Annotated in this window: 16 protein-coding genes; 3 read left to right on the top strand and 13 right to left on the bottom strand. The window is 71.4% G+C overall.

All coding sequences use genetic code 11. The annotated features are described in order from the left end of the window. Positions 1–49: 49 nt before the first annotated feature. Positions 50–1,120, top strand: a complete 1,071-nt coding sequence (locus tag SCATT_RS07565) for a M48 family metallopeptidase (RefSeq protein ID WP_014142384.1) — start codon at positions 50–52, stop codon at positions 1,118–1,120. Here the strand turns inward: SCATT_RS07565 and SCATT_RS07570 are convergent. The 10 genes from SCATT_RS07570 to SCATT_RS07615 form a co-directional block, all read right to left on the bottom strand. Beyond that, positions 1,117–2,190: an SCO2583 family membrane protein gene (locus tag SCATT_RS07570; RefSeq protein ID WP_202446624.1), complete on the bottom strand. Its 1,074-nt coding sequence runs from the start codon at positions 2,188–2,190 to the stop codon at positions 1,117–1,119. The two genes, SCATT_RS07565 and SCATT_RS07570, sit on opposite strands and share 4 nt — an antisense overlap. 66 nt (positions 2,191–2,256) lie before the next feature. After that, a complete protein-coding gene (locus tag SCATT_RS07575) occupies positions 2,257–2,781 on the bottom strand; it encodes an SCO2584 family spore wall biosynthesis protein (protein WP_014142386.1) in 525 nt (174 codons plus the stop codon). Between the two features lie 61 nt (positions 2,782–2,842). After that, a complete protein-coding gene (locus tag SCATT_RS07580) occupies positions 2,843–4,114 on the bottom strand; it encodes a glutamate-5-semialdehyde dehydrogenase (protein ID WP_041824518.1) in 1,272 nt (423 codons plus the stop codon). Between the two features lie 79 nt (positions 4,115–4,193). Then, positions 4,194–4,700 carry a hypothetical protein gene (locus tag SCATT_RS07585; protein WP_407696595.1) on the bottom strand — a complete coding sequence of 169 codons (507 nt, stop codon included), beginning with the start codon at positions 4,698–4,700 and terminating at the stop codon, positions 4,194–4,196. A 212-nt stretch (positions 4,701–4,912) separates the two neighbouring features. Beyond that, complete coding sequence (gene proB, locus SCATT_RS07590) at positions 4,913–6,013, bottom strand: glutamate 5-kinase (protein WP_173405689.1); 1,101 nt, start codon at positions 6,011–6,013, stop codon at positions 4,913–4,915. 162 nt (positions 6,014–6,175) lie between these two features. Continuing rightward, positions 6,176–7,609, bottom strand: a complete 1,434-nt coding sequence (gene obgE, locus SCATT_RS07595) for a GTPase ObgE (RefSeq protein ID WP_014142390.1) — start codon at positions 7,607–7,609, stop codon at positions 6,176–6,178. 221 nt (positions 7,610–7,830) lie between these two features. Continuing rightward, complete coding sequence (gene rpmA, locus SCATT_RS07600) at positions 7,831–8,088, bottom strand: 50S ribosomal protein L27 (protein ID WP_014627658.1); 258 nt, start codon at positions 8,086–8,088, stop codon at positions 7,831–7,833. A 14-nt stretch (positions 8,089–8,102) separates the two neighbouring features. Further along, positions 8,103–8,423 (bottom strand): 50S ribosomal protein L21, encoded by a 321-nt coding sequence (gene rplU, locus SCATT_RS07605; RefSeq protein WP_014142392.1) that lies wholly within the window; start codon positions 8,421–8,423, stop codon positions 8,103–8,105. A gap of 1,130 nt (positions 8,424–9,553) precedes the next feature. Next, complete coding sequence (locus SCATT_RS07610; protein ID WP_014142395.1) at positions 9,554–13,285, bottom strand: Rne/Rng family ribonuclease; 3,732 nt, start codon at positions 13,283–13,285, stop codon at positions 9,554–9,556. A gap of 247 nt (positions 13,286–13,532) precedes the next feature. Then, on the bottom strand, positions 13,533–14,354 hold the full coding sequence (locus SCATT_RS07615) for a TIGR03936 family radical SAM-associated protein (protein WP_041825040.1): 822 nt from the start codon (positions 14,352–14,354) through the stop codon (positions 13,533–13,535). A 300-nt stretch (positions 14,355–14,654) separates the two neighbouring features. Here SCATT_RS07615 and SCATT_RS07620 point away from each other — a divergent pair, with 300 nt between their 5' ends. Both SCATT_RS07620 and SCATT_RS07625 read left to right on the top strand, forming a co-directional pair. Beyond that, complete coding sequence (locus tag SCATT_RS07620; protein WP_086010089.1) at positions 14,655–16,280, top strand: recombinase family protein; 1,626 nt, start codon at positions 14,655–14,657, stop codon at positions 16,278–16,280. Then, entirely contained in the window at positions 16,277–16,492 is a 216-nt protein-coding gene (locus SCATT_RS07625; protein WP_014142399.1) for a hypothetical protein, read from the top strand. Before SCATT_RS07620 ends, SCATT_RS07625 begins: the two co-directional genes overlap by 4 nt. Before the next feature lie 297 nt (positions 16,493–16,789). Here the strand turns inward: SCATT_RS07625 and SCATT_RS07630 are convergent, their stop codons facing one another. The 3 genes from SCATT_RS07630 to SCATT_RS07635 form a co-directional block, all read right to left on the bottom strand. Then, positions 16,790–18,586, bottom strand: a complete 1,797-nt coding sequence (locus tag SCATT_RS07630; RefSeq protein WP_014142401.1) for a DNA polymerase — start codon at positions 18,584–18,586, stop codon at positions 16,790–16,792. Positions 18,587–18,754: 168 nt separating this feature from the next. Then, positions 18,755–18,937 carry a hypothetical protein gene (locus tag SCATT_RS38490; protein WP_014142403.1) on the bottom strand — a complete coding sequence of 61 codons (183 nt, stop codon included), beginning with the start codon at positions 18,935–18,937 and terminating at the stop codon, positions 18,755–18,757. Between the two features lie 197 nt (positions 18,938–19,134). Continuing rightward, positions 19,135–19,644: a hypothetical protein gene (locus SCATT_RS07635; RefSeq protein ID WP_014142404.1), complete on the bottom strand. Its 510-nt coding sequence runs from the start codon at positions 19,642–19,644 to the stop codon at positions 19,135–19,137. Between the last annotated feature and the right edge of the window lie 35 nt (positions 19,645–19,679).

The raw sequence follows: 19,679 nt of genomic DNA on the forward strand, positions 1-19,679 counted from the left end.
GGTGTGCGCAGGGACGAGCACGTGACGGCTACCCAGGGGATGAGGACCGATGACCGTGCCGAACGATTCCGGGGCCGGGGTGCCCGGCCGTGACCGCACCCGCTTCCCGGGGATCTCCTCCCGGGCCTACGAGCACCCGGCCGACCGCTCGGCGCTGGTCGCGCTGCGCAAGCTGACCGGGTTCGACACCGTGCTCAAGGCGCTCAGCGGGCTGCTGCCGGAGCGCTCGCTACGGCTGCTGTTCCTCTCCGACTCGGTACGCGTCGGCGACCAGCAGTTCCCGCATCTGAACGACATGCTGCGGGACGCCTGCTACATCCTGGACCTGCCGAAGGTCCCGCCGATGTACGTCACGCAGGACCCGCGGCCCACCGCGATGTGCATCGGGCTGGACGAGCCGATCGTGGTGGTCTCCACCGGTCTGGTGGAGCTGCTGGACGCGGAGGAGATGCGGGCGGTGGTCGGCCACGAGGTGGGCCACGCGCTCTCCGGCCACGCCGTCTACCGCACCATCCTGCTCTTCCTGACCAACCTCGCGCTGCGGGTGGCGTGGATCCCGCTGGGCAACGTGGCGGTGATGGCGATCGTCACCGCGCTGCGCGAGTGGTTCCGCAAGTCGGAGCTGTCCGCCGACCGCGCCGGGCTGCTGGTCGGCCAGGACCCGCACGCCTCGATGCGCGGGCTGATGAAGCTGGCCGGCGGCAACCACCTGCACGAGATGAACGTCGACGCGTTCCTGGCGCAGGCCGAGGAGTACGAGGCCGGCGGCGACCTGCGGGACTCGGTGCTGAAGATCATGAACGTGCTGCCGCGTTCCCACCCGTTCACCACGGTGCGCGCCGCCGAGCTGAAGAAGTGGGCGGGCAGCCGCGAGTACCAGCGGATCATGGACGGCCACTACCCGCGGCGCACCGACGACGACGGCACCTCGGTCTACGACTCCTTCCGCGAGTCGGCGAACCACTACGCCGAATCGGTGCGCACCAGCAAGGACCCGCTGATGGGCCTGTTGCGCGACCTGTCCTCCGGCGCCGGCGACCTCGGCGGCAAGCTGTGGGACCGCTTCTCCGGCGGCCGTCCCGGCGGCGACCGCGAGGGCCGCGAGGACGACAGGGCCTAGCGGCGCGCCGGGGGCCTCGGGTGGCTCGCGGACGGGTGCGGGGTGGGGGCGGCGCGCAGCAGGCCGCAGCCGGACGCTATCGGGACGGCGTGGTCCTGCGGGTCGATCCCCGGCCCCGAGGGGGCGCTCTGCCCGGCCAGCAGCGGACGGAAGTAGCCGGCCGCGTCCACCCCGCAGGCCAGCGGACCCGCCTCCACCGCGGCCTGCTGGAGCTGGAGCCGGCGTTCCCGCAGGTCCTCCTCGTCGAAGTACAGGCGCAACTGGCGGCGGACGGTGAACAGCGAGGCGGGAGCGGACCGCGCGTCGGCGGCCCGCACGGTGTACTCCAGCGTGTGGTCGGTGACGACCTCCAGCCCCTGGTCACCGCGTTCGTGGACGGTGACGGTGCCGCGCACCCGTACCGCCGGGTCGGCCAGCGCGACGCGGGTTGGGTCGAAGCGCACCAGCCAGCCGGTGGCCGCGTGCTGGCCGTCGTCGGCCGGGCGGGCCAGGCTGCGGTCGAACTGGTCGAGCTGTCCGGGGTCGAGGAGCGCCCGCACCTGCCGTACGTCCCCGCCGGTGAGCGCGTCCGGGCGGACCGAGGAGGCCACCACGTACTCCTTGGCCAGCACGAGCGCCTGGAACACCTGGGTGGAGGAGAAGTGGGCGGTGGCCCTGGGGTCGGGCAGGGTGACGGCGTCGGCGCCGACCGGGTAGCGCGCGGAGGCGCCCGGGGCGGCGGCCACCACGCCCTGCGGGGCGAGGCGCACCAGGGTGATGCGCGCCGGGTCCACGTCGGGCGCCGCGGTCCCCCGGTACGGGTGGCGCAGCCCCAGGTAGACCGCGGTGCCGAAGGCCAGCACCATCAGCAGCAGCAGGGCGAACGCCTGCGGGTTGCCGGCCGCCCGCGACCACGGCGGCCGGGTGCGTACCGCCCGGGCCGTGCCGCTGAGCCGTTCCCGGGCCGAGAACTCCTGTATCCGGGCAGCCCGGACGAACGATTCGTCGAACACGACGGATCGGTATTCGTCGTCACCGCCCCCCGGGACGCCCTGGGGTGTCCCCTCCGGAGGGTCTCCACGCCCGGTCATACGACAAGAGTAGGTCCCGCTCGCCCGTGGTAAACGCCCTGCTACCAGTCATCTTCTGAATGTTTGTCAGGGTGTCGCCGAAGAGGGCGCCTTCACGGCCGGACGGGGCACCGTGGACGGGCCGCTGGCGGGTGGCGGGGCGGGCTGCCGGCCGACGCCGCCGGCCCCGCGGTAGACGGCGGCGAAGCTGAGCGCCACCACGCCGACGCCCATCACCAGGGCGAGCACCCAGGCGATGGTGCGGTGCCAGCGGGTGTGGGCGCCGTAGTGCCCGCGGTGGCGGTACGGCCCGGCCCACAGCCCCAGCTCGTCCTCGTCGCTGACGTCGCGTCGGTGGTAGCCGTCGAAGCCGAAGCCGTCGTCGAACCGCGGCGGCTCGTCGTCGTCACCGCCGCCCACGCTACGGGCCCGGGCGGCGTCGGCCTCGGCGCGGGCCTGGGCCGCCGCCAGCCGCCGTTCCCGCGCGGTGGGTTCATGGGCCGGGGCGGCCCGGACGAACGCCTCGTCGAAGACCACGGAGGCGAACTCGTCGTCCGCGTCGCCGTGGTCGTCACCGTCGGGGAACGGCCTGCCGTCCTCACCCTCAGACACCCGTCCAGAGTAAGCCCGGCGGCGCCCCCTTGGGCAGTCGGCGGCGGAAATCCGCGGCCGGTCAGCGGATGTGGCCGTCCCCGGTGACGACGTACTTGGTGCTGGTCAGCTCCGGCAGCCCCATCGGGCCGCGGGCGTGCAGCTTCTGGGTGGAGATGCCGATCTCGGCGCCGAAGCCGAACTGGCCGCCGTCGGTGAACCGCGTGGAGGCGTTCACCATGACGGCGGTGGAGTCCACCAGTGAGACGAAACGGCGGGCCGCCGCCTGGTCGCGGGTGACGATCGCCTCGGTGTGCCCGGAGGTCCAGCGGCGGATGTGGGCCACCGCCGCGTCCAGGTCGGGGACCACGGCCGCCGCGATGTCGTACGAGAGGTACTCGGCCGCCCAGTCCTCGTCGGTGGCGGCCGGCACCTCGGTGCCCGTCTCCTTGCCCGCCCGCTGCCAGGTCGCGTCGCCGTGCACGGTGACCCCGGCCTCGGTCAGGGCGGCAAGGGCGGTCGGGAGGAAGGCGTCGGCCACGGCGGAGTGCACCAGCACGGTCTCGGCCGCGTTGCACACGCTCGGCCGCGAGGTCTTGGCGTTGAGCAGGATCGCCAGCGCCATCTCCAGGTCGGCGTGCTCGTCGACGTAGACGTGGCAGTTGCCGGTGCCGGTCTCGATCACCGGCACGGTGGACCCCTCCACCACGGTCTTGATCAGCGAGGCGCCGCCGCGCGGGATGAGGACGTCCACCAGGCCCCGGGCGCGCATCAGCTCGGTGACCGACTCCCGGCCCTCCCCCGGCACCAGCTGCACCGCGTCGGCGGGGAGCCCGGCCGACTCGACGGCGTCCCGCACCACGGCCACCAGCGCGGTGTTGGAGGCGTACGCCGAGGAGGAGCCGCGCAGCAGCACCGCGTTGCCGGACTTCAGGCAGAGCGCGGCGGCGTCCACGGTGACGTTGGGCCGGGCCTCGTAGACGATGCCGACCACGCCCAGCGGCACCCGGATCTGCCGCAGCTCCAGGCCGTTGGGGAGGGTGGAGCCGCGCACCACCTCGCCCACCGGGTCGGGCAGGCCCACCACGTGGCGTACGTCGGCGGCGATGGCGTCGATCCGCTCGGGGGTCAGGGTGAGGCGGTCGACGACCGCCTCGCTGGTGCCGGCGGCGCGCGCCGCCTCGACGTCGCGGGCGTTGGCCGCGACGATCTCGCCGGCGCGCGCCTGGAGGGCGTCCGCGATGGCCAGCAGCGCGCCGTCCCGCACGGTCCGCGGCTGCGGCGCGAGTACGGCGGCTGCCGCCTTCGCGCGGCGTGCGGTGTCGGTCACGGGGGACGAGGAGCTACTGGTCATGCTCCGAGGGTACTGAGCCCGAAGGGGGGTCCATGCCACGTTCCGGCATGCAAGACGCCGTCGCGGGGCCCGGCGGGGCTCAGAACGGGTGCACGCCCACCGGGGTGGCCGGGGGCGGGCCGTACCCTTCGGCGACCCTGAGGTGGTAGGTCTCCCGGTCGATCACCTCCAGGCCGACGATCTCCCACGGCGGCAGGTGCGCGGTGGCCCGGTGCTCGCCCCACAGCCGCAGCGCGATCGCCGCCGCGTCGTGCAGGTCGCGGGCCTCCTCCCAGTACCGGATCTCCGCGTGATCGTTGGCGTACCGGCTGGTCAGCAGGAACGGATGGTCGTGCGCGAGCTGTTCGAGAGCCCGTCTGACCTCGGCCAGCGGCGCCTCGGCGCCGGAGACGCTGAGCGTGACGTGCCACAGCCGGGAGGCGTCCCGCTCGGTCGTCTGCGCGTTCTGGTCGGACTGGGGTTCACGGGCGGACGGGCCGGCGTGTATGCCGCCGACGCCGGCCAGTGCCCGCTTCTCCCCCACAGCCTGTCGGGCGTGGGAGGTACCCCCGCCTCGGGGCAGCGCCCCTGGGCGCCCTCGTCTCACCGGCGGCCTCCTGTTCGCGGTGCCCGCTTGCCGTGGCAGCGGTCGTGGTGCGGGTGGTCCGGTCCTCTCCCAGGCGGGTGCCTGTCGGAAATCAGTCCTTCGCATAAAGTTGACCAGCCCCAGGCCGACCGCGTGGCCTTTTTCGGCAAGAAGCCCCCCGGATCACCGAAGCGCGCGACGACGGCGCGCCCCGCCCGCCTACCGGGCCGGGCTCAGTGCAGCACCACCAGGTCGTCGCGGTGGACGACCTCGCGTTCGTACTCCGGGCCGAACTCGGCGGCCAGCTCGCGGGTGGAGCGGCCGAGCAGCCGGGGCAGCTCCTCGGCGTCGAAGTTGACCAGCCCGCGGGCGACCGCCCGGCCCTCCTCGTCCAGCAGGTCGACCGGGTCGCCGGCGGAGAACTGGCCCTCGACCCCGGTGAGCCCGGCCGGCAGCAGCGAGGTGCGCCGCTCCACCACCGCCCGTACCGCGCCCGCGTCCAGGCGCAGCGCGCCGCGCGGTTCGGAGGCGTGCTCCAGCCACAGCAGCCGGACCGCCGAGCGCTTGCCGGTGGCGTGGAAGAAGGTGCCGGTGGGGCGGCCGGCCAGGGCGTCGGCGGCCTCGGCGGCGGAGGTCAGCACCACCGGGATCCCGGCGTCGGCGGCGATCCGGGCCGCCTGCACCTTGGTCACCATGCCGCCGGTGCCCACGCCCGCCTTGCCGGCGCTGCCGATCTCCACCCCGGCGAGGTCGCCGGGGCCGGCCACCTCGGGGATGCGCCGGCTGCCCGGGCGGCTCGGGTCGCCGTCGTAGACCCCGTCCACGTCGGAGAGGAGCACCAGCAGATCGGCCCGGACCAGGTGGGCGACGAGGGCGGCGAGCCGGTCGTTGTCACCGAACCGGATCTCGTCGGTGGCCACCGTGTCGTTCTCGTTGACCACCGGCAGCGCGCCCATGGCCAGCAGCTGCTCGAAGGTGCGGTAGGCGTTGCGGTAGTGGGCCCGGCGGCTGACGTCGTCGGCGGTGAGCAGCACCTGCCCGACCCGGATGCCGTGGCGGGCGAAGGCCGCGGTGTACCCGGCCACCAGCAGCCCCTGGCCGACGCTGGCGGCGGCCTGCTGCCGGGCCAGGTCACGCGGGCGGCGCTCCAGGCCGAGCGGGGCCAGCCCGGCGGCGATCGCGCCGGAGGAGACCAGCACGATCTCCTTGGCGCCGTCCCGCGCCCCGGCGAGCACCTCCACCAGGGCGTCCATCCGGTCGGTGGCCAGCCCGCCGACGGCGGTGGTCAGTGAGGAGGAGCCGATCTTGACGACGATCCGGCGCGCCGCCGTCACCTCGTGCCGTACGTCCCCGCCCTGTCGCCGGCCGTCCACTGTCACCGCGTGTACTCCACAACTCATCCGCTCGTCGTGCGTGCCCTGGGCAATGTACGCGAGGGCACGCACGGCCCGCCCGCCGGTTCCGGCCTGTGGACGTCTCCGGGGCGGCCGGGCCGGTCAGAACGGGTCGAACGCCTGGTACTCCTGCTCGGGGTCGTGCAGTTCGGCGTCGCGGTCCTTGCGGCGCTGCGCGGCCGGGCGCGGGGCCTGGAAGCGGTGGTCCTCGCCGCGGCGGCCGAGCATCTCGGCGCCGGCCGTCATGGTCGGCTCCCAGTCGAAGACGACCGCGTCCTCGCCGGGGCCGATCACCACCTCGTCGCCGGCCCGGGCGCCCGCCTTCATCAGCTCCTCCTCGACGCCGAGGCGGTTGAGGCGGTCGGCGAGGTAGCCGACGGCCTCGTCGTTGGCGAAGTCGGTCTGCCGCACCCAGCGCTCCGGCTTCTCGCCGAGCACCCGGTAGAAGCCGTCCTCGGCCACCACCGTGAAGCCGGCGTCGTCGACCGCCTTGGGCCGGATGACGATCCGGGTGGCCTCCTCCACCGGCCGGGCGGCGCGGGCCTCGGCGACGATCCCGGCCAGCGCGAACGACAGCTCCCTCAGCCCCTGCCGGGAGACCGCCGAGACCTCGAAGACCCGGTAGCCGCGGGCGAGCAGGTCGGGGCGGATGAGGTCGGCGAGGTCCTGGCCGTCGGGGATGTCCACCTTGTTGAGGGCGACGACGCGCGGCCGGTCCTCCAGACCGCCGTAGGCGCGCAGCTCCTCCTCGATGACGTCGAGGTCGCTGACCGGGTCGCGGTCGGACTCCAGCGTGGCGCAGTCCAGTACGTGCACCAGCACCGAGCAGCGCTCCACATGGCGCAGGAACTCCAGGCCCAGCCCCCTGCCCTGGCTGGCGCCGGGGATCAGGCCGGGGACGTCGGCGATCGTGTAGACGGTCTCGCCGGCGCTGACCACGCCGAGGTTGGGCACCAGGGTGGTGAACGGGTAGTCGGCGATCTTCGGCTTGGCCGCGGAGAGCACCGAGATCAGCGAGGACTTGCCGGCGCTGGGGTAGCCGACCAGCGCGACGTCGGCGACGGTCTTCAGCTCCAGCACGATGTCGCGGTCCTGGCCGGGCTCGCCGAGCAGCGCGAAGCCGGGGGCCTTGCGGCGCGCCGAGGCCAGCGCGGCGTTGCCGAGGCCGCCCCGGCCGCCCTGCGCGGCGACGAAGCTGGTGCCGCGGCCGACCAGGTCGGCCAGGACGGTGCCGTCCCGGCCCAGCACCACGGTGCCGTCCGGCACCGGCAGGACGAGGTCCTTGCCGTCCGCCCCGGAACGGTTGCCGCCCTCACCGGGCTTGCCGTTGGTCGCCTTGCGGTGCGGGGAGTGGTGGTAGTCGATGAGCGTGGTGACGTCCGGGTCGACGACCAGGATCACGTCACCGCCACGCCCGCCGTTGCCGCCGTCCGGCCCGCCGAGCGGCTTGAACTTCTCCCGGTGCACGGAGGCACAGCCGTGCCCTCCGTTACCCGCGGCGACGTGCAGCTCGACGCGGTCCACGAAGGTGGTCATGGGAAGTGCCTCCAGAAAGAACGGGTGGGGTTCCGCGCGGTGCGCGGTGGACTTGCGGGTACGGGCGTCCGCGGGGCCCGTCGGGTACGGGTCACGGCGAGCCGCCGCGCGCGGCGGGCGACCGCCGGTGGCGTACGCCTCCCGTACAACGCCGCGAGGGCGGACCTGCTTCCCCGTACGAAGCCGTACGGGGAAGGGCCCGCCCTCGTGGAAGAGGCTGCTTACTGCGCGGCCGGAACGATGTTCACGACCTTGCGGCCACGGTGGGTCCCGAACTGGACCGCACCCGCCGCGAGGGCGAACAGCGTGTCGTCGCCACCGCGGCCGACGTTCAGGCCGGGGTGGAAGTGGGTGCCGCGCTGGCGGACCAGGATCTCACCGGCGTTGACGGCCTGACCGCCGAAGCGCTTCACGCCGAGCCGCTGAGCGTTGGAGTCGCGACCGTTCCGGGTGGACGATGCGCCCTTCTTGTGTGCCATCTGCTCTCAGTCCCTTACTTCGCAGCCGTGGGGATGCCGGTGATCTTCAGCGCCGTGTACTGCTGGCGGTGACCCTGGCGCCGGCGGTAACCGGTCTTGTTCTTGTACCGAAGGATGTCGATCTTGGCACCCTTGTGGTGGTCCACGACCTCGGCCTGGACCTTCACGCCCGCCAGGACCCACGGGTCGCTGGTGACGGAGTCGCCGTCGACGAGAAGCAGGGTCGAGAGCTCGACCGTGTCGCCAACGTTGTGGGTGGGAAGCTTGTCGACCTCAACGATGTCGCCGACAGCCACCTTGTGCTGACGACCACCGCTGCGCACGATTGCGTACACGCGATCTCTCTCTCGCTCGGAACGGCACTCCTGATGCCAGCCACCGCGATGGCTGACGCGCGAGCGTCAGCCGTCTTGAAGTCGGGGGCCTCTTCCGGACGCCGTTGCCGTGTGACGGCGACGGATGCCGGAAGGAAATCGCTCAGGAGCGGGCGCGCAGAAACGCCGAAGGACAAGGTTACGGTGGCCCCGTACCCAGGTCAAACCGGCCTCCCGTCGCCATTGCCTCCTCGGGGTTCCCCCGATCCCCCGTCTCGTCGTGGCTGGCGTCACGGATGTTTCCCCCCGCCCACCCGTGGCTGTGTTCGTACAGTGCGGGATGCGCACTGTCTTCCTTGGTTTCCGGGGGCCCTCCGGGGTGACTCCTCGCTCCACGCATCGTCTTCGGCTCTCCGCCGGTCCGCTGGGTCGCTGCGGGGACACCCCTGCACGCCCCCGTTCTGTTGCGTTCCGCGCTGCGGCACGGAGGGGGTGAGAAGGAGATCGGGGTGACCCCAACCTCCTATCTCACCCTCTCCCGCGAAGAGAGGCACCCGCACGACGGCGGAAGGGGGTGTGTCGGGGGTGTCCCCGCAGCGACCCAACAGCCGGAGCCAATCTGTGGCGGATACGGGGAGCGAGGAATCACCCCCGGCGCGCCACCGACCCCGCACCGGCAATAGGCGAAGCCCACCCCGTGCCGAACCAAACCAAAACCCACCCCCACCCCCCACCGGGCAGAGGCGAAGGGGTGCGCCCGAGCACCCGAATCCGGCGGAGCCGGCCACCACGGCAGCGGTCGGTGCGGGCGCAGCGGGGACCCGGGGGCGCCCCCACCACCCCGGGGCCGACGGGGCAACCCCGGCACCCCGAAACGGGCGAACCGGCCACCACGGCAAGGGCAACGGCAGCGCGGGCACGGTGGGGGGCCGGGGGCGCCCCCGACCACACCGGGCCCGCCGGAGGCAGCCCCGCACCCCGAAACGGGCGAACCGGCCACCACGACAAGGGCAACGGCACCGCGGGGGTCCGGGGCTGACGGGGCAGCCCCGGCAACCTCAAGCGGGCGAGGCGGCCGCCACGGCGAGGGCCCGCCCAGCCCCGCGCGCAGCGGGGGCGGGGGCGGGCCCTTGGGGGACGGGACGGGACCTTTACGGGGTGGTTTCCGGCGCGGTCGTCGTCTTCTTGGCGGTGGTCTTCTTAGCCGCCGTCGTCTTCTTGGCCGTCGTCGTCTTCTTGGCCGCCGCCTTCTTGGCGGTGGTTGTCTTCTTCGCGGCCGTGGTCGTCTTCTTGGCCACTGCCTTCTTGGCGGTGGTCGTCTTCTTGGCCGCCGTCTTGCGGGTGGCGCGCTTCTTGGGCGCCTCGGCCTCCGGCTCCGGCTCCGGTTCCGGCTCACGCGCCGGGGTGGAGATGACCACCACCGCGGCGTCACCGGCCGAGGCCGGCGGGGGGCCGGCCGGGGCGGATGCCTTGCGGGCGGCACGGCGCGGGCGCACCGGGCGGGCCTCGGGGGCCGGCGTCGGAGCCGGTTCCGGGGCGGGTTCGGGCGTGGTCTCGGCGACCGGCAGGACGATCTCGGCCGCGGCCGGTTCGGTGACGGTCTTCGGCGACCCCGCCGGGGCCGTCGCCTTGCGCGGGGCGCGCCGCCGGGTCGCACGTACCGGCTCCGGTTCCGGTTCCGGCTCCGGTTCAGGCGCGGGCGCCGGTTCCGGCTGCGGCTCAGGCTCGGCGGCCGGTTCGACGACCGGTTCGACGACCGGCTCGGGTTCCCGTACCGCACGGCGCCGGCCGCGCGAGCGGGAGGCCACCGCGGCGGCCTCCGCCTCGGCCGGACTGCCGAACCACTCCTCCTCCTCGGCCTCGGCCTCCACGGCCGGGACCTCGGGTTCGGCGGGCAGCTCCTCGGCGGCCGGCTCGACGGCGGCCGGGGCCGGCTTGCCCTTCTTCTTCCGCTTGCCGCCGCCACCGGCGGTGGTCGCCTGGTCCATGTGGACGATGACGCCACGGCCGTTGCAGTGCACGCAGGTCTCGGAGAACGACTCCAGCAGGCCCTGGCCGACCCGCTTGCGGGTCATCTGGATCAGGCCCAGCGAGGTGACCTCGGCCACCTGGTGCTTGGTGCGGTCGCGGCCCAGGCACTCCAGCAGGCGGCGCATGACCAGGTCCCGGTTGGACTCCAGCACCATGTCGATGAAGTCGATCACGATGATGCCGCCGAGGTCGCGCAGGCGCAGCTGGCGCACGATCTCCTCGGCCGCCTCCAGGTTGTTCCTGGTGACCGTCTCCTCCAGGTTGCCGCCCTGGCCGGTGAACTTGCCGGTGTTGACGTCGATGACGACCATCGCCTCGGTGCGGTCGATCACCAGCGAACCGCCGGACGGCAGCCAGACCTTGCGGTCCAGCGCCTTCAGCAGCTGCTCGTCGATCCGGTAGGTGGCGAAGACGTCCACCTCCGAGGTCCACTTCTGGAGCCGGTCGGTCAGGTCGGGCGCGACGTGCGAGACGTATCCGTGGATGGTCTCCCAGGCGTCGTCGCCGCTGATGATGACCTTGGAGAAGTCCTCGTTGAAGATGTCGCGGACCACCCGGACGGTCATGTCCGGCTCGCCGTACAGCAGGCTGGGCGCGTTGCCGTTCTTCGCGTTCTTCTGGATCTCCTCCCACTGCGCCTGCAGCCGGGAGACGTCCCTGGACAGCTCTTCCTCGCTGGCGCCCTCGGCGGCGGTGCGCACGATCACGCCCGCGTTCTCCGGGACGATCTTCTTGAGGATCTGCTTGAGCCGGGCCCGTTCGGTGTCGGGCAGCTTACGGCTGATGCCGGTCATCGAGCCCTCGGGCACGTAGACCAGGTAGCGGCCGGGGAGGGAGACCTGGCTGGTCAGCCGGGCGCCCTTGTGGCCGATCGGGTCCTTGGTGACCTGCACCAGCACCGACTGGCCGGACTTGAGCGCGGACTCGATGCGGCGCGGGCCACCGCCGAGGCCCATCGCCTCGAAGTTGACCTCACCGGCGTAGAGCACGGCGTTGCGGCCCTTGCCGATGTCGACGAAGGCGGCCTCCATCGACGGCAGGACGTTCTGCACCTTGCCGAGGTAGACGTTGCCGACGTAGGAGGTGGCCTGCTCCTTGTTGACGAAGTGCTCGACCAGGACGCCGTCCTCCAGGACGCCGATCTGGGTGCGGTCGCCGTTCTCGCGGACCACCATCACCCGTTCGACGGCCTCGCGGCGGGCCAGGAACTCGGCCTCGGTGATGATCGGCACCCGGCGGCGGCCCTGCTCCCGGCCCTCGCGGCGGCGCTGCTTCTTGGCCTCCAGCCGGGTCGAGCCCTTGATGGACTGGACCTCGTCGGAGGGTTCGGCCTTCTTGCGCGGCTCGCGGATCTTGACGACGGTGCGCTCGGGGTCGTCGGCCTCGGGCTCGCCCTCCACGGCGGTCTCGCCGCTGCGCCGACGGCGGCGACGGCGACGGCGGCTGGTGCTGGTGCCGGTGGCGTACTCGCCGGCCTCGGCGTCCTCGCCCTCCTCGGGCTCGCCCTCCTCGGCGGCGTGTTCCTCGTCCTCGGCGTGCTCGGCCGCGGTCTCCTCGGCCTCGGCGGCGTCACCGCGGCGACGGCGACGGCCGCCCCGACGGCGGCGGCGGGAGGGGCGCTCCTCGCCCGACTCCTCGTCCCATTCGGCCTCGTGCTCGGCCTCGGCCTCCTCCGCGCGCTCGGCGGATTCGGCGCTCTCCTCCTCGGCCGGGGCGGTCTCGGCGACCGTGACCTCCTCGGCCGGGCCGCGGCGGCGACGACGGCGGCGCGAGGCGCCCTCCTCGGGCTCCTCCTCGTCGCGGACGGCGGCCGGGGGCTCGGGGGCGGCGGCCGGGGTGAAGACCGGCGGCTGGAAGACGGCCGTCGGCGGACGGACGGCGCGGCGGCGGCGGCCACCGGTCGGGGCCGGTTCGGCCTCCTCCTCGGCGGCGGGCTCGGCGGCGGGCCGCGGCTGGTCGGCGGTGCCGTGGGCGAAGGCCGGCGGGCCGGCCGGGGCGACCGCCCGGCGGGCGCCACGGCGGCGTCCGCGCGGCGTCTCCTCGGCGGCGGGCTCCGGGGCGGCGGGCTCGGCGGCGGCCTTGTCGGCCAGGGCGGTGCGCGGCTCCTCGGCCGGGGCCGGGGCGGCGGCGCGGGGCTCCTCGACCGGCTCGGCGAGCGAACCGGGCTTCAGCCGCCGCGACCCGTCCTCGGCCAGGTCGGCGGTGCGCTTGCGGGAACGGCGGGACGCCGCCGGGGTTTCGGCGGCCTCCGGCTCGGCGGCGGCGCGCTTGCGGGTACGGCGGGCGCGCGGGGCCGGGGCTTCGGCCTGGGCGGGCTCGGGCTGCGCCGCCTCGGGCCGCGCGGGCTCCTCGGCGGCCTGCTCCTCGCCGACGGCCGGAGGGCCCGCGGGGGCGGTCGCCTTGCGCGTCGCACGGCGCCGGGTGCGCGCCTCGGGGGCCGCCGCCTCTTCGGCCTGCGGGGTGGTCTCCTCGGTGGCGGCGGCGCGGGTGGCGCGGCGGCGGGTACGGGCCGGCGCCTCCTCGGCGGCCGGGGCCTCGGCGGCCGGCTCCTCGCTCACGGCCGGCGGGCCGACGGGCGCGGTCGCCTTGCGCGTCGCACGCCGCCGGGTACGCGGCGCGGGGGCCTCCTCGGACGGCGGGGCCTGCTGCGGCTCGGCCGCCGGAGCCGGGGTCGCGGGGGTGACGACCTCGGCGGCCGTCTCCTGTGCGGCGGACGGCGGACCCGCCGGGCGGGCGGCCGCCCGGCGCCTGCGACGCGGCGCGGCGGACGTACCGCCTTCGGCGCTCACGCCGGAATCGTTGCTGCTGGGCGCCTCGGGCGCCGCATTACCGGGCTCGGGGATATCGAGCATGCGGGCTTTTCTCCCGTCACGCTCCCGGGCGCCGCGCTCGGTTCCGGCCACGTCGCCGCTGCTCGGCGGTCTCGCGGCGCGGGGCGCGGGCGCCACACGGGAGCTGTCGTCTCACTCGCCGGGCCCGTGGGTACGGGACCGGCGAAAGTCTTCTGGTCAGCGCGTCGCCGGACCTCGGGCCCTCTTCGCCCTGGTACGGACGAGGAGGCAGGCTCCCGCTTCGTCGGCGACACGTCAACGACGGTCCTTACGCGGAACCACCAGGCACCGTCGCGGCGGACAGCCCGGCGGCCTGGGTTGAGGCGGCCGTGGCGGCGTCGCGGTCCGGCGCCAACGGATCGGTCACCGTGCCGGACTCCTCGTCGAGCGGCCCCTGCGCCAGCCTGGTCACCGCTGCGGGGACCGGCGGCGCGAGGTCGGCCGCCGCACGGAGGCCGGACAGGACGTCGTCGGGTCGTACGGCGGGTGTCGAATGCCGAACAACCAGCCGCAGTATCGCACAGCCATCGGGTCCCGGCCTATCGCCGTCACCGACCCCGTGCTCGAACGCCCCCTCGGTGGCCTGCCCCTGCTGGGATCCGGCCACCGTCAGGGCGAGCACCGCACCGCGTGCGTCGAAGGTACGCAGACCGTTCTTGGTGGTCCGCTCCACCTCCACCTGCTCGGCGGCGAGGAACGCGGCGACCGCGCGCCGCGCCTGCTCGACGGCGACCCCGTCGAGGCGCAGCTGCCACACCGAGCCCTCCAGCCGTTCCGCGAGGCCGGAGGTGTGCGCCTCGACCGCCTCGGTCACGTCGAGACCGGCCGGAAGCGACTCGTCCAGCAGGACGCGCAGCTCCTCGGGGTCGCGCCGGGCCGCCAGGGCGATCTCCAGGTACTCCGCCTCGCTGGCCACGCCGGTGGGTGCGGCGCCCGCGTACGAGACCTTGGGGTGCGGGGTGAACCCGGCCGAGTACGCCATGGGCACCTCGGCGCGGCGCAGCGCCCGCTCGAAAGCGCGCTGGAAGTCGCGGTGGCTGGTGAACCGGAGGCGTCCGCGCTTGGTGTAACGCAACCTGATGCGCTGCACCACAGGTGCCGGCGGCGGGCCTTCGGGCTGTCGCTTGCCCAGTGTCGTTCAGTCCCTCGTTACGTACGTGGGGCCCGTGCGGGCCCGTTTGTCACGTCCCAGGGTACGCGGACGGGCGCGGGCGTGTTACCGGTGGTGCGCGAAGCGCCCGCCCTGGGCGGGCGGGCGCTTAGGTGTCGGCGCGGGTTACTCGACGACCGTGAGGGGAAGGAGCTTCTTGCCGGTGGGGCCGATCTGGATCTCCGTCCCCATCTGCGGGCAGACCGCAACGGCCCCACAACCGGAAGGTACTGTCCCCGCATGGGCAGAAGATCCAGGACGGCCCCTGCCGCACGTCAGAAGAGCTACACCATAGAAACAGAGTGGACCTCAGCAGACCTCGCGCTGCTAGAGGATCTGCTAGCGGCTGAGGCCCTACTGCCAGAGGATGCCCCCCGCGCTCTCCTCTCTATACGTCTCTCAGTCCTCACCGAGGACACCACGTCCCCTGTCCGCCAAGAGCTTGACTTGCGGATCAAGGCCAGGGAGATGGGGTGCCGCGTCGTTGGCGTGGCAAGCGACCTCAACGTAAGCGCGACCAAGGTGCCACCGTGGAAGCGCAAGCAGCTCGGAGACTGGCTCAACAACCGCGCACCCGAGTTTGACGTCATCCTGTTTTGGAAGCTCGATCGCTTCGTGCGGCGGCTCTCCGACCTGTCCGCCATGATCGACTGGTGCTTGAAGTACGGGAAGAACCTCGTCTCCAAGCACGACCCCATCGACCTGAAGTCAACCGTCGGCAAGATCATGGTGACGATCATTGGGGGCATCGCAGAGATCGAGGCCGCGAACACAAGTACCCGGGTGACAAGCCTGTGGGACTACACGAAGACTCAGAGCGACTGGCTTGTCGGGAAGCCGACGTACGGGTACAAGACAGCGGAGAAGGACGGGAAGGTTGTCCTTGTCTATGACGAGGACGCTTACAAGGCACTGCACTGGGCCAGACGCATGGCTCGTCGTGGCGTGTCCGCCTCTTACATGGTCCGAGTGATCAAGCGATCCAAGCTGATGGGCGAGGGCCTAACCACCACCACCCTGCTGCGCAGGTTGAGGAACCCCGGGCTCATGGGCCTCCGCGTAGAGGTGAAGCAAGAGAAGGGTAAGCGCCGGTCCGTGCTGGTGCTCGGCACTGACGGTAAGCCGATCCGTGTTGCCCCCCCGATCTTCACGCCCGAGGAGTTTGACACCCTCCAGGCCGACCTTGACAAGCGGTCGAAGGACCAACCTCATCGCCAGCCTGGCGGCGCGACCAAGTTCTTGGGCGTGCTCATCTGCCACGACTGCAAGACACACATGACCAACCACACCTCGACCAACAGGATCGGCACGTACAGCTACCTGCGGTGTCAGGGCTGCAAGAGCGGAGGGTACGGGATCCCCAACGCCGAGATGGTCTACGGGCGGCTTGTCCTGGACGTGCTTGAAGCCATCGGGGACTTCCCCGTGCAAGTCCGCGAGTACGCCAAGGGTGCCGACGCCCGGAAGGAAGCCAAGCGTCTGGAGGAGTCGATCTCTCAGTACATGAAGGACCTGGAGCCAGGAGGCCGCTACACGAAGACCTCGTTCACGAGGGAACGCGCGCAAGCTACGTTGGACCGCCTCATCACGGAACTGGCCGCCATAGACCCGGCCACGACCCAGGACCGATGGGTCAACGTCCACAACGGCAAGACGTTCCGCGAGCAGTGGGAGGAAGGAGGCATCGACGCCATGGCGGCCGACCTGTTCCGCGTCGGTATCCGGTGCGAGGTGACCAGGACCAAGGTCCCCAAGCAGCGCGCTCCGGAGGTGCACCTGCGGCTGCTCATACCCAAGGACGTGAGAGAACGCCTAGTAATAAAGGAAGACGACTTCGCCGGAGCCCTCGGGGGGCGTAGGCAGTGAGCAAGTACGTAGACGACTTCTTGGCAGCACGCGCAGCCGACGGGACACCGATCGACGGGCCGGCCGTCCTTCAGATGCTCGTCGACGCCTACCGCGAAGCCGTAGACCTCGGGCAAGGAGCCACAGCGACGGCATACGGCAAGTTGCTGCTCCGCATCGCGGACCAGCAGTTCGGGGAGCATCCGGAAGCCGGTGAGTGGCTGTCCCCTTGATCAACAAGTGAGCCCCCCGCCTTCATGGGCGGGGGGCTCACTCATAGCTTGCTCGGGTCGTACGGCTCCACGTTGCCGTCCTCGTCAACGATCACGATCTCACTGGTCACTGTCATGGGCAGTCTCCCCCCAACCTGCCGGCCTCTCACTCACACCTCGTTGCCTGCTGGTCCTCGGCGCACGTTGCGCATAGCCCGGCTTCCACGCCGTTCCAGTCGAACAGGCCGGCTGCCAGCATGTTTTGGCAGCACTCGCAGTCTTCGGTGTCGTCGTCCTAGCCGTGGTCGTAGTCGTACATCAGTGCTTGGATTCCTCCAGTTCCAGGACCGATCCCCAGGACCGGTCTCCGATCTCGCCCTCAGCCGGGATCAGCACGCCCCGGATGGTGAACTCCATGAGCCGTGCGGCTTCCCTGGTCAGCTCGGCAGCGGCATCGCGTGGGAAGCTGAACAGGATCTCGTCGTGGATCGGCAGCCGCATGTACGGCGCGAACCCGGCGTCCGCCAGGCGCAGCAGCGCGCGGGCCGTGATGTCCCGGCTCCCCGACTGGATGAAGTAGTTCAGGGCTGCGTACGCGCGTCCCCGGTCCACCGGCAGGCGCCTGCCGGTGGGGGTGTAGACGAACCCTGTCCGCCTGGCCTCGTCGGCGAGCTGCTTCGCCAGGACCCCGACGCGCGGGTATGTGTCGGCGAACGCGCTGAGCGTGCGCTTGGCGGTCTCCTCGTCCACGCCGAACTGTTCGACCATGGCACGCCAGCCGCCGCCGAACACGGTCAGGAAGTTCGCGCCCTTGCCTACCTTTCTCGGGACGCCGGCCGCGTCCGCGGTGATCTGGTGCAGGTCCAGGCCGTTGGCGAACGCGTGGAGCATCGTCGGGTCTTGGGAGAACGCGGCGAGGTCGCGCAACTCCATGTTTCCGAAGTCGATCGACACACTTACGTGTCCTTCCTCGGCGAGGAACATGTGCCGCACGTAGCCGTCCCCGGCCGGGAATGTCTGGGCGGGCACGCTGCCGGTGATGCTCATGCGTGCTGTGCGTGCCTGGATGGAGTTGATCGACGCGTGGACGCGCCCCCGGCTGTCTCTGCCGTCGAGCGCTCGCTGGAACCAGGTTGCCGACCACTTGCGGGCCCGTCGCGCCTTGATGACTGCTTCGGCAAGGGGGTGGTCGATGCCGTTGAGTACGTCATCGTCCATTGCCAGATTGCCCTTGGCTGTCTTCTTGGTGAGACGGATCCCGAAGCCCAGGAATGCGTCTACGAGCTGAGCGGTGGAGTTGATGTTCTCGACGCCATACCTATTGGCTACCTGCTCCCATCGCTCGTACTCGGCGGCCAGCTCCGCTAGGCGTGCTTCCGCATAGTCGGAGTCGAGCAGGTAGCCTGTGCGCTCGATAAGTCCGGTGACGTGGTTGAGGCGGTGTTCCCAGGAGAACAGGCCGCGCCTTTTGGTGCGTGCCGGCACGAGTGGCCAGAGGATGTGGAACAGGCGGTAGGCGAGGATGGGGTCCATTCCCGCGTAGAGCAGGAAGTCCTCATCGAAGAGTTCAACAATGGGCCATATCTTGTGCTTCGTGGTCTTGTATTTCCGGGCCAGGAGAACCATGCTCCCCTTGACCTCTTCGGCGACTACGGGATCGATGTAGTGTTTCGTCAGCTCTTCGAGTTTGAGGCCCGGCCCTTTCTCCTTGACTCCTCTGGGGTCTACGAGGTGTGCGGTGATCTTCGTGCAGATCGTCTTGGGCGCCAGAACCTCCAGGGGGATGCCCAGGGACGCCTCAATGACGTGCTGGTCGAAGATGGCGTTGTGTGCGATCAGCGTTCCGGCGCCGAGCAGTGCGCGTTGCGCAGCCCTGCGGTAGGGCTCCCCCAGCTCGACGGGGATCACGTAGGACTCGCTGCCGTTGCCGAACTGGGCCAGGCGCAGCCGGAATCCGCGGTCCCAGTCCCACCAGTTCAGGCCGGTGGTCTCGGTGTCGAACCCGAGCACCGGATTCTTGCCCAGCCAGCGGTCGAACTCCCGGATATCGTCTGTCGTCTCGACTACGTTGATCCGCACTTGCTGATGTTTGATCTTGTAGTGGAGATGCTTCAACTTACTCCCGGAATGCGCGGACTATGCAGTAGACGACGACCGCAACGGCGATAGTCAGGCACATGGCGGTGACCCCCGTTTCGATTGCTTTGAGCTAGCTGCCTTCGTAGGCCGATATGAGTACGAGGATCAGGAGCATGGCGAGCATGCCGTAACAGAAGGCGTAGATCACGGTGCGGACTCCTTGCAGTGGTGAGCTGTGGTCGCAGTGGCAATGTCCTGGGCAGTTACCGCATTGTTGTCGCAGCATGCGCAGCCTCCAGAGGCAATCTGGGTTTCGCATTTGGCGCACCACAGATCGACGCCGCCGTTTTCCAGTCCGTAGACGAGAATCCGGTTTGCTTCGGTCATCGGAATTCCTTCAGGCACCGGGCCGGCACGTGCGCGGCCGGTGAGTATTTCCATGCTTTGCACGGGCCTGCCATGTTCAGCCAGACGCCGAGTGCGAGCGCCAGCAAGAGTGCAATCACTGTCGTCAGGGTTTTCATGTGCCTCCAAAAGGGCGGGGCGCCGGTGGTGGCCGGCGCCCCGCGATCTGCTGTGGTCGATTACTTGGCCTTGAAGCCGCCGTCCTTCTGGCGCCACAGCGGTTCGCACTTGCCGCCCTCGGGGCCGTTGCAGAACATCGCGGCCCAATTCGCCTTCTCGACAAGGCTGCGGCCGTGGGGGCAGTCGTCGCCCGCAACGGCGGGAGGGGTCTTCGGGACCACCTTGCCGTTCTGGAAGGTCTTCGGCCCCGTGCCGCCAGCGCCTCCCTTGAACTGGCTGCGGGTGTAGTCGGCTGCCTTGGCGGTGAGGTCGATCAGCCCCTCTGCCTTGAGGGCGTTGAGCAGCGCGGCGCCCGCACGTGCGGTGTCCTCGGCGGTGTCGCCGTACACGGTGGGGGTCAGCCACTCGGCGTCATAGCCGCTGCCGGCCTTGAGCGTGAAGCCGATCTTGAATCGGGCAAGGTGGCGCGAGGTTTCAGGCATAGGCGCGGTCTCCTTCTTCGCGGTGGTGGTCTGGTGTGAGGGCACGTCCCACGGGGACTTGTCCTCGAAGGGGTCGGGGTAGCTCAAGATCACTCCACGGGTTGGCAATTCATTCGTTCGTC

It is taken from the genome of Streptantibioticus cattleyicolor NRRL 8057 = DSM 46488 (genome assembly GCF_000240165.1).
GTDB lineage: Bacteria > Actinomycetota > Actinomycetes > Streptomycetales > Streptomycetaceae > Streptantibioticus > Streptantibioticus cattleyicolor.

Bases quoted from the DNA above. Each gene is read 5' to 3' on its own strand.
- SCATT_RS07565 (WP_014142384.1), top strand. From the start codon at position 50: ATGACCGTGCCGAACGATTCCGGGGCCGGGGTGCCCGGCCGTGACCGC.
- obgE (WP_014142390.1), bottom strand. From the start codon at position 7,609: ATGACCACCTTCGTGGACCGCGTCGAGCTGCACGTCGCCGCGGGTAAC.
- SCATT_RS07620 (WP_086010089.1), top strand. From the start codon at position 14,655: ATGGGCAGAAGATCCAGGACGGCCCCTGCCGCACGTCAGAAGAGCTAC.
- SCATT_RS07610 (WP_014142395.1), bottom strand. From the start codon at position 13,285: ATGCTCGATATCCCCGAGCCCGGTAATGCGGCGCCCGAGGCGCCCAGC.
- rpmA (WP_014627658.1), bottom strand. From the start codon at position 8,088: ATGGCACACAAGAAGGGCGCATCGTCCACCCGGAACGGTCGCGACTCC.
- SCATT_RS07580 (WP_041824518.1), bottom strand. From the start codon at position 4,114: ATGACCAGTAGCTCCTCGTCCCCCGTGACCGACACCGCACGCCGCGCG.
- SCATT_RS38490 (WP_014142403.1), bottom strand. From the start codon at position 18,937: ATGACCGAAGCAAACCGGATTCTCGTCTACGGACTGGAAAACGGCGGC.
- SCATT_RS07570 (WP_202446624.1), bottom strand. From the start codon at position 2,190: ATGACCGGGCGTGGAGACCCTCCGGAGGGGACACCCCAGGGCGTCCCG.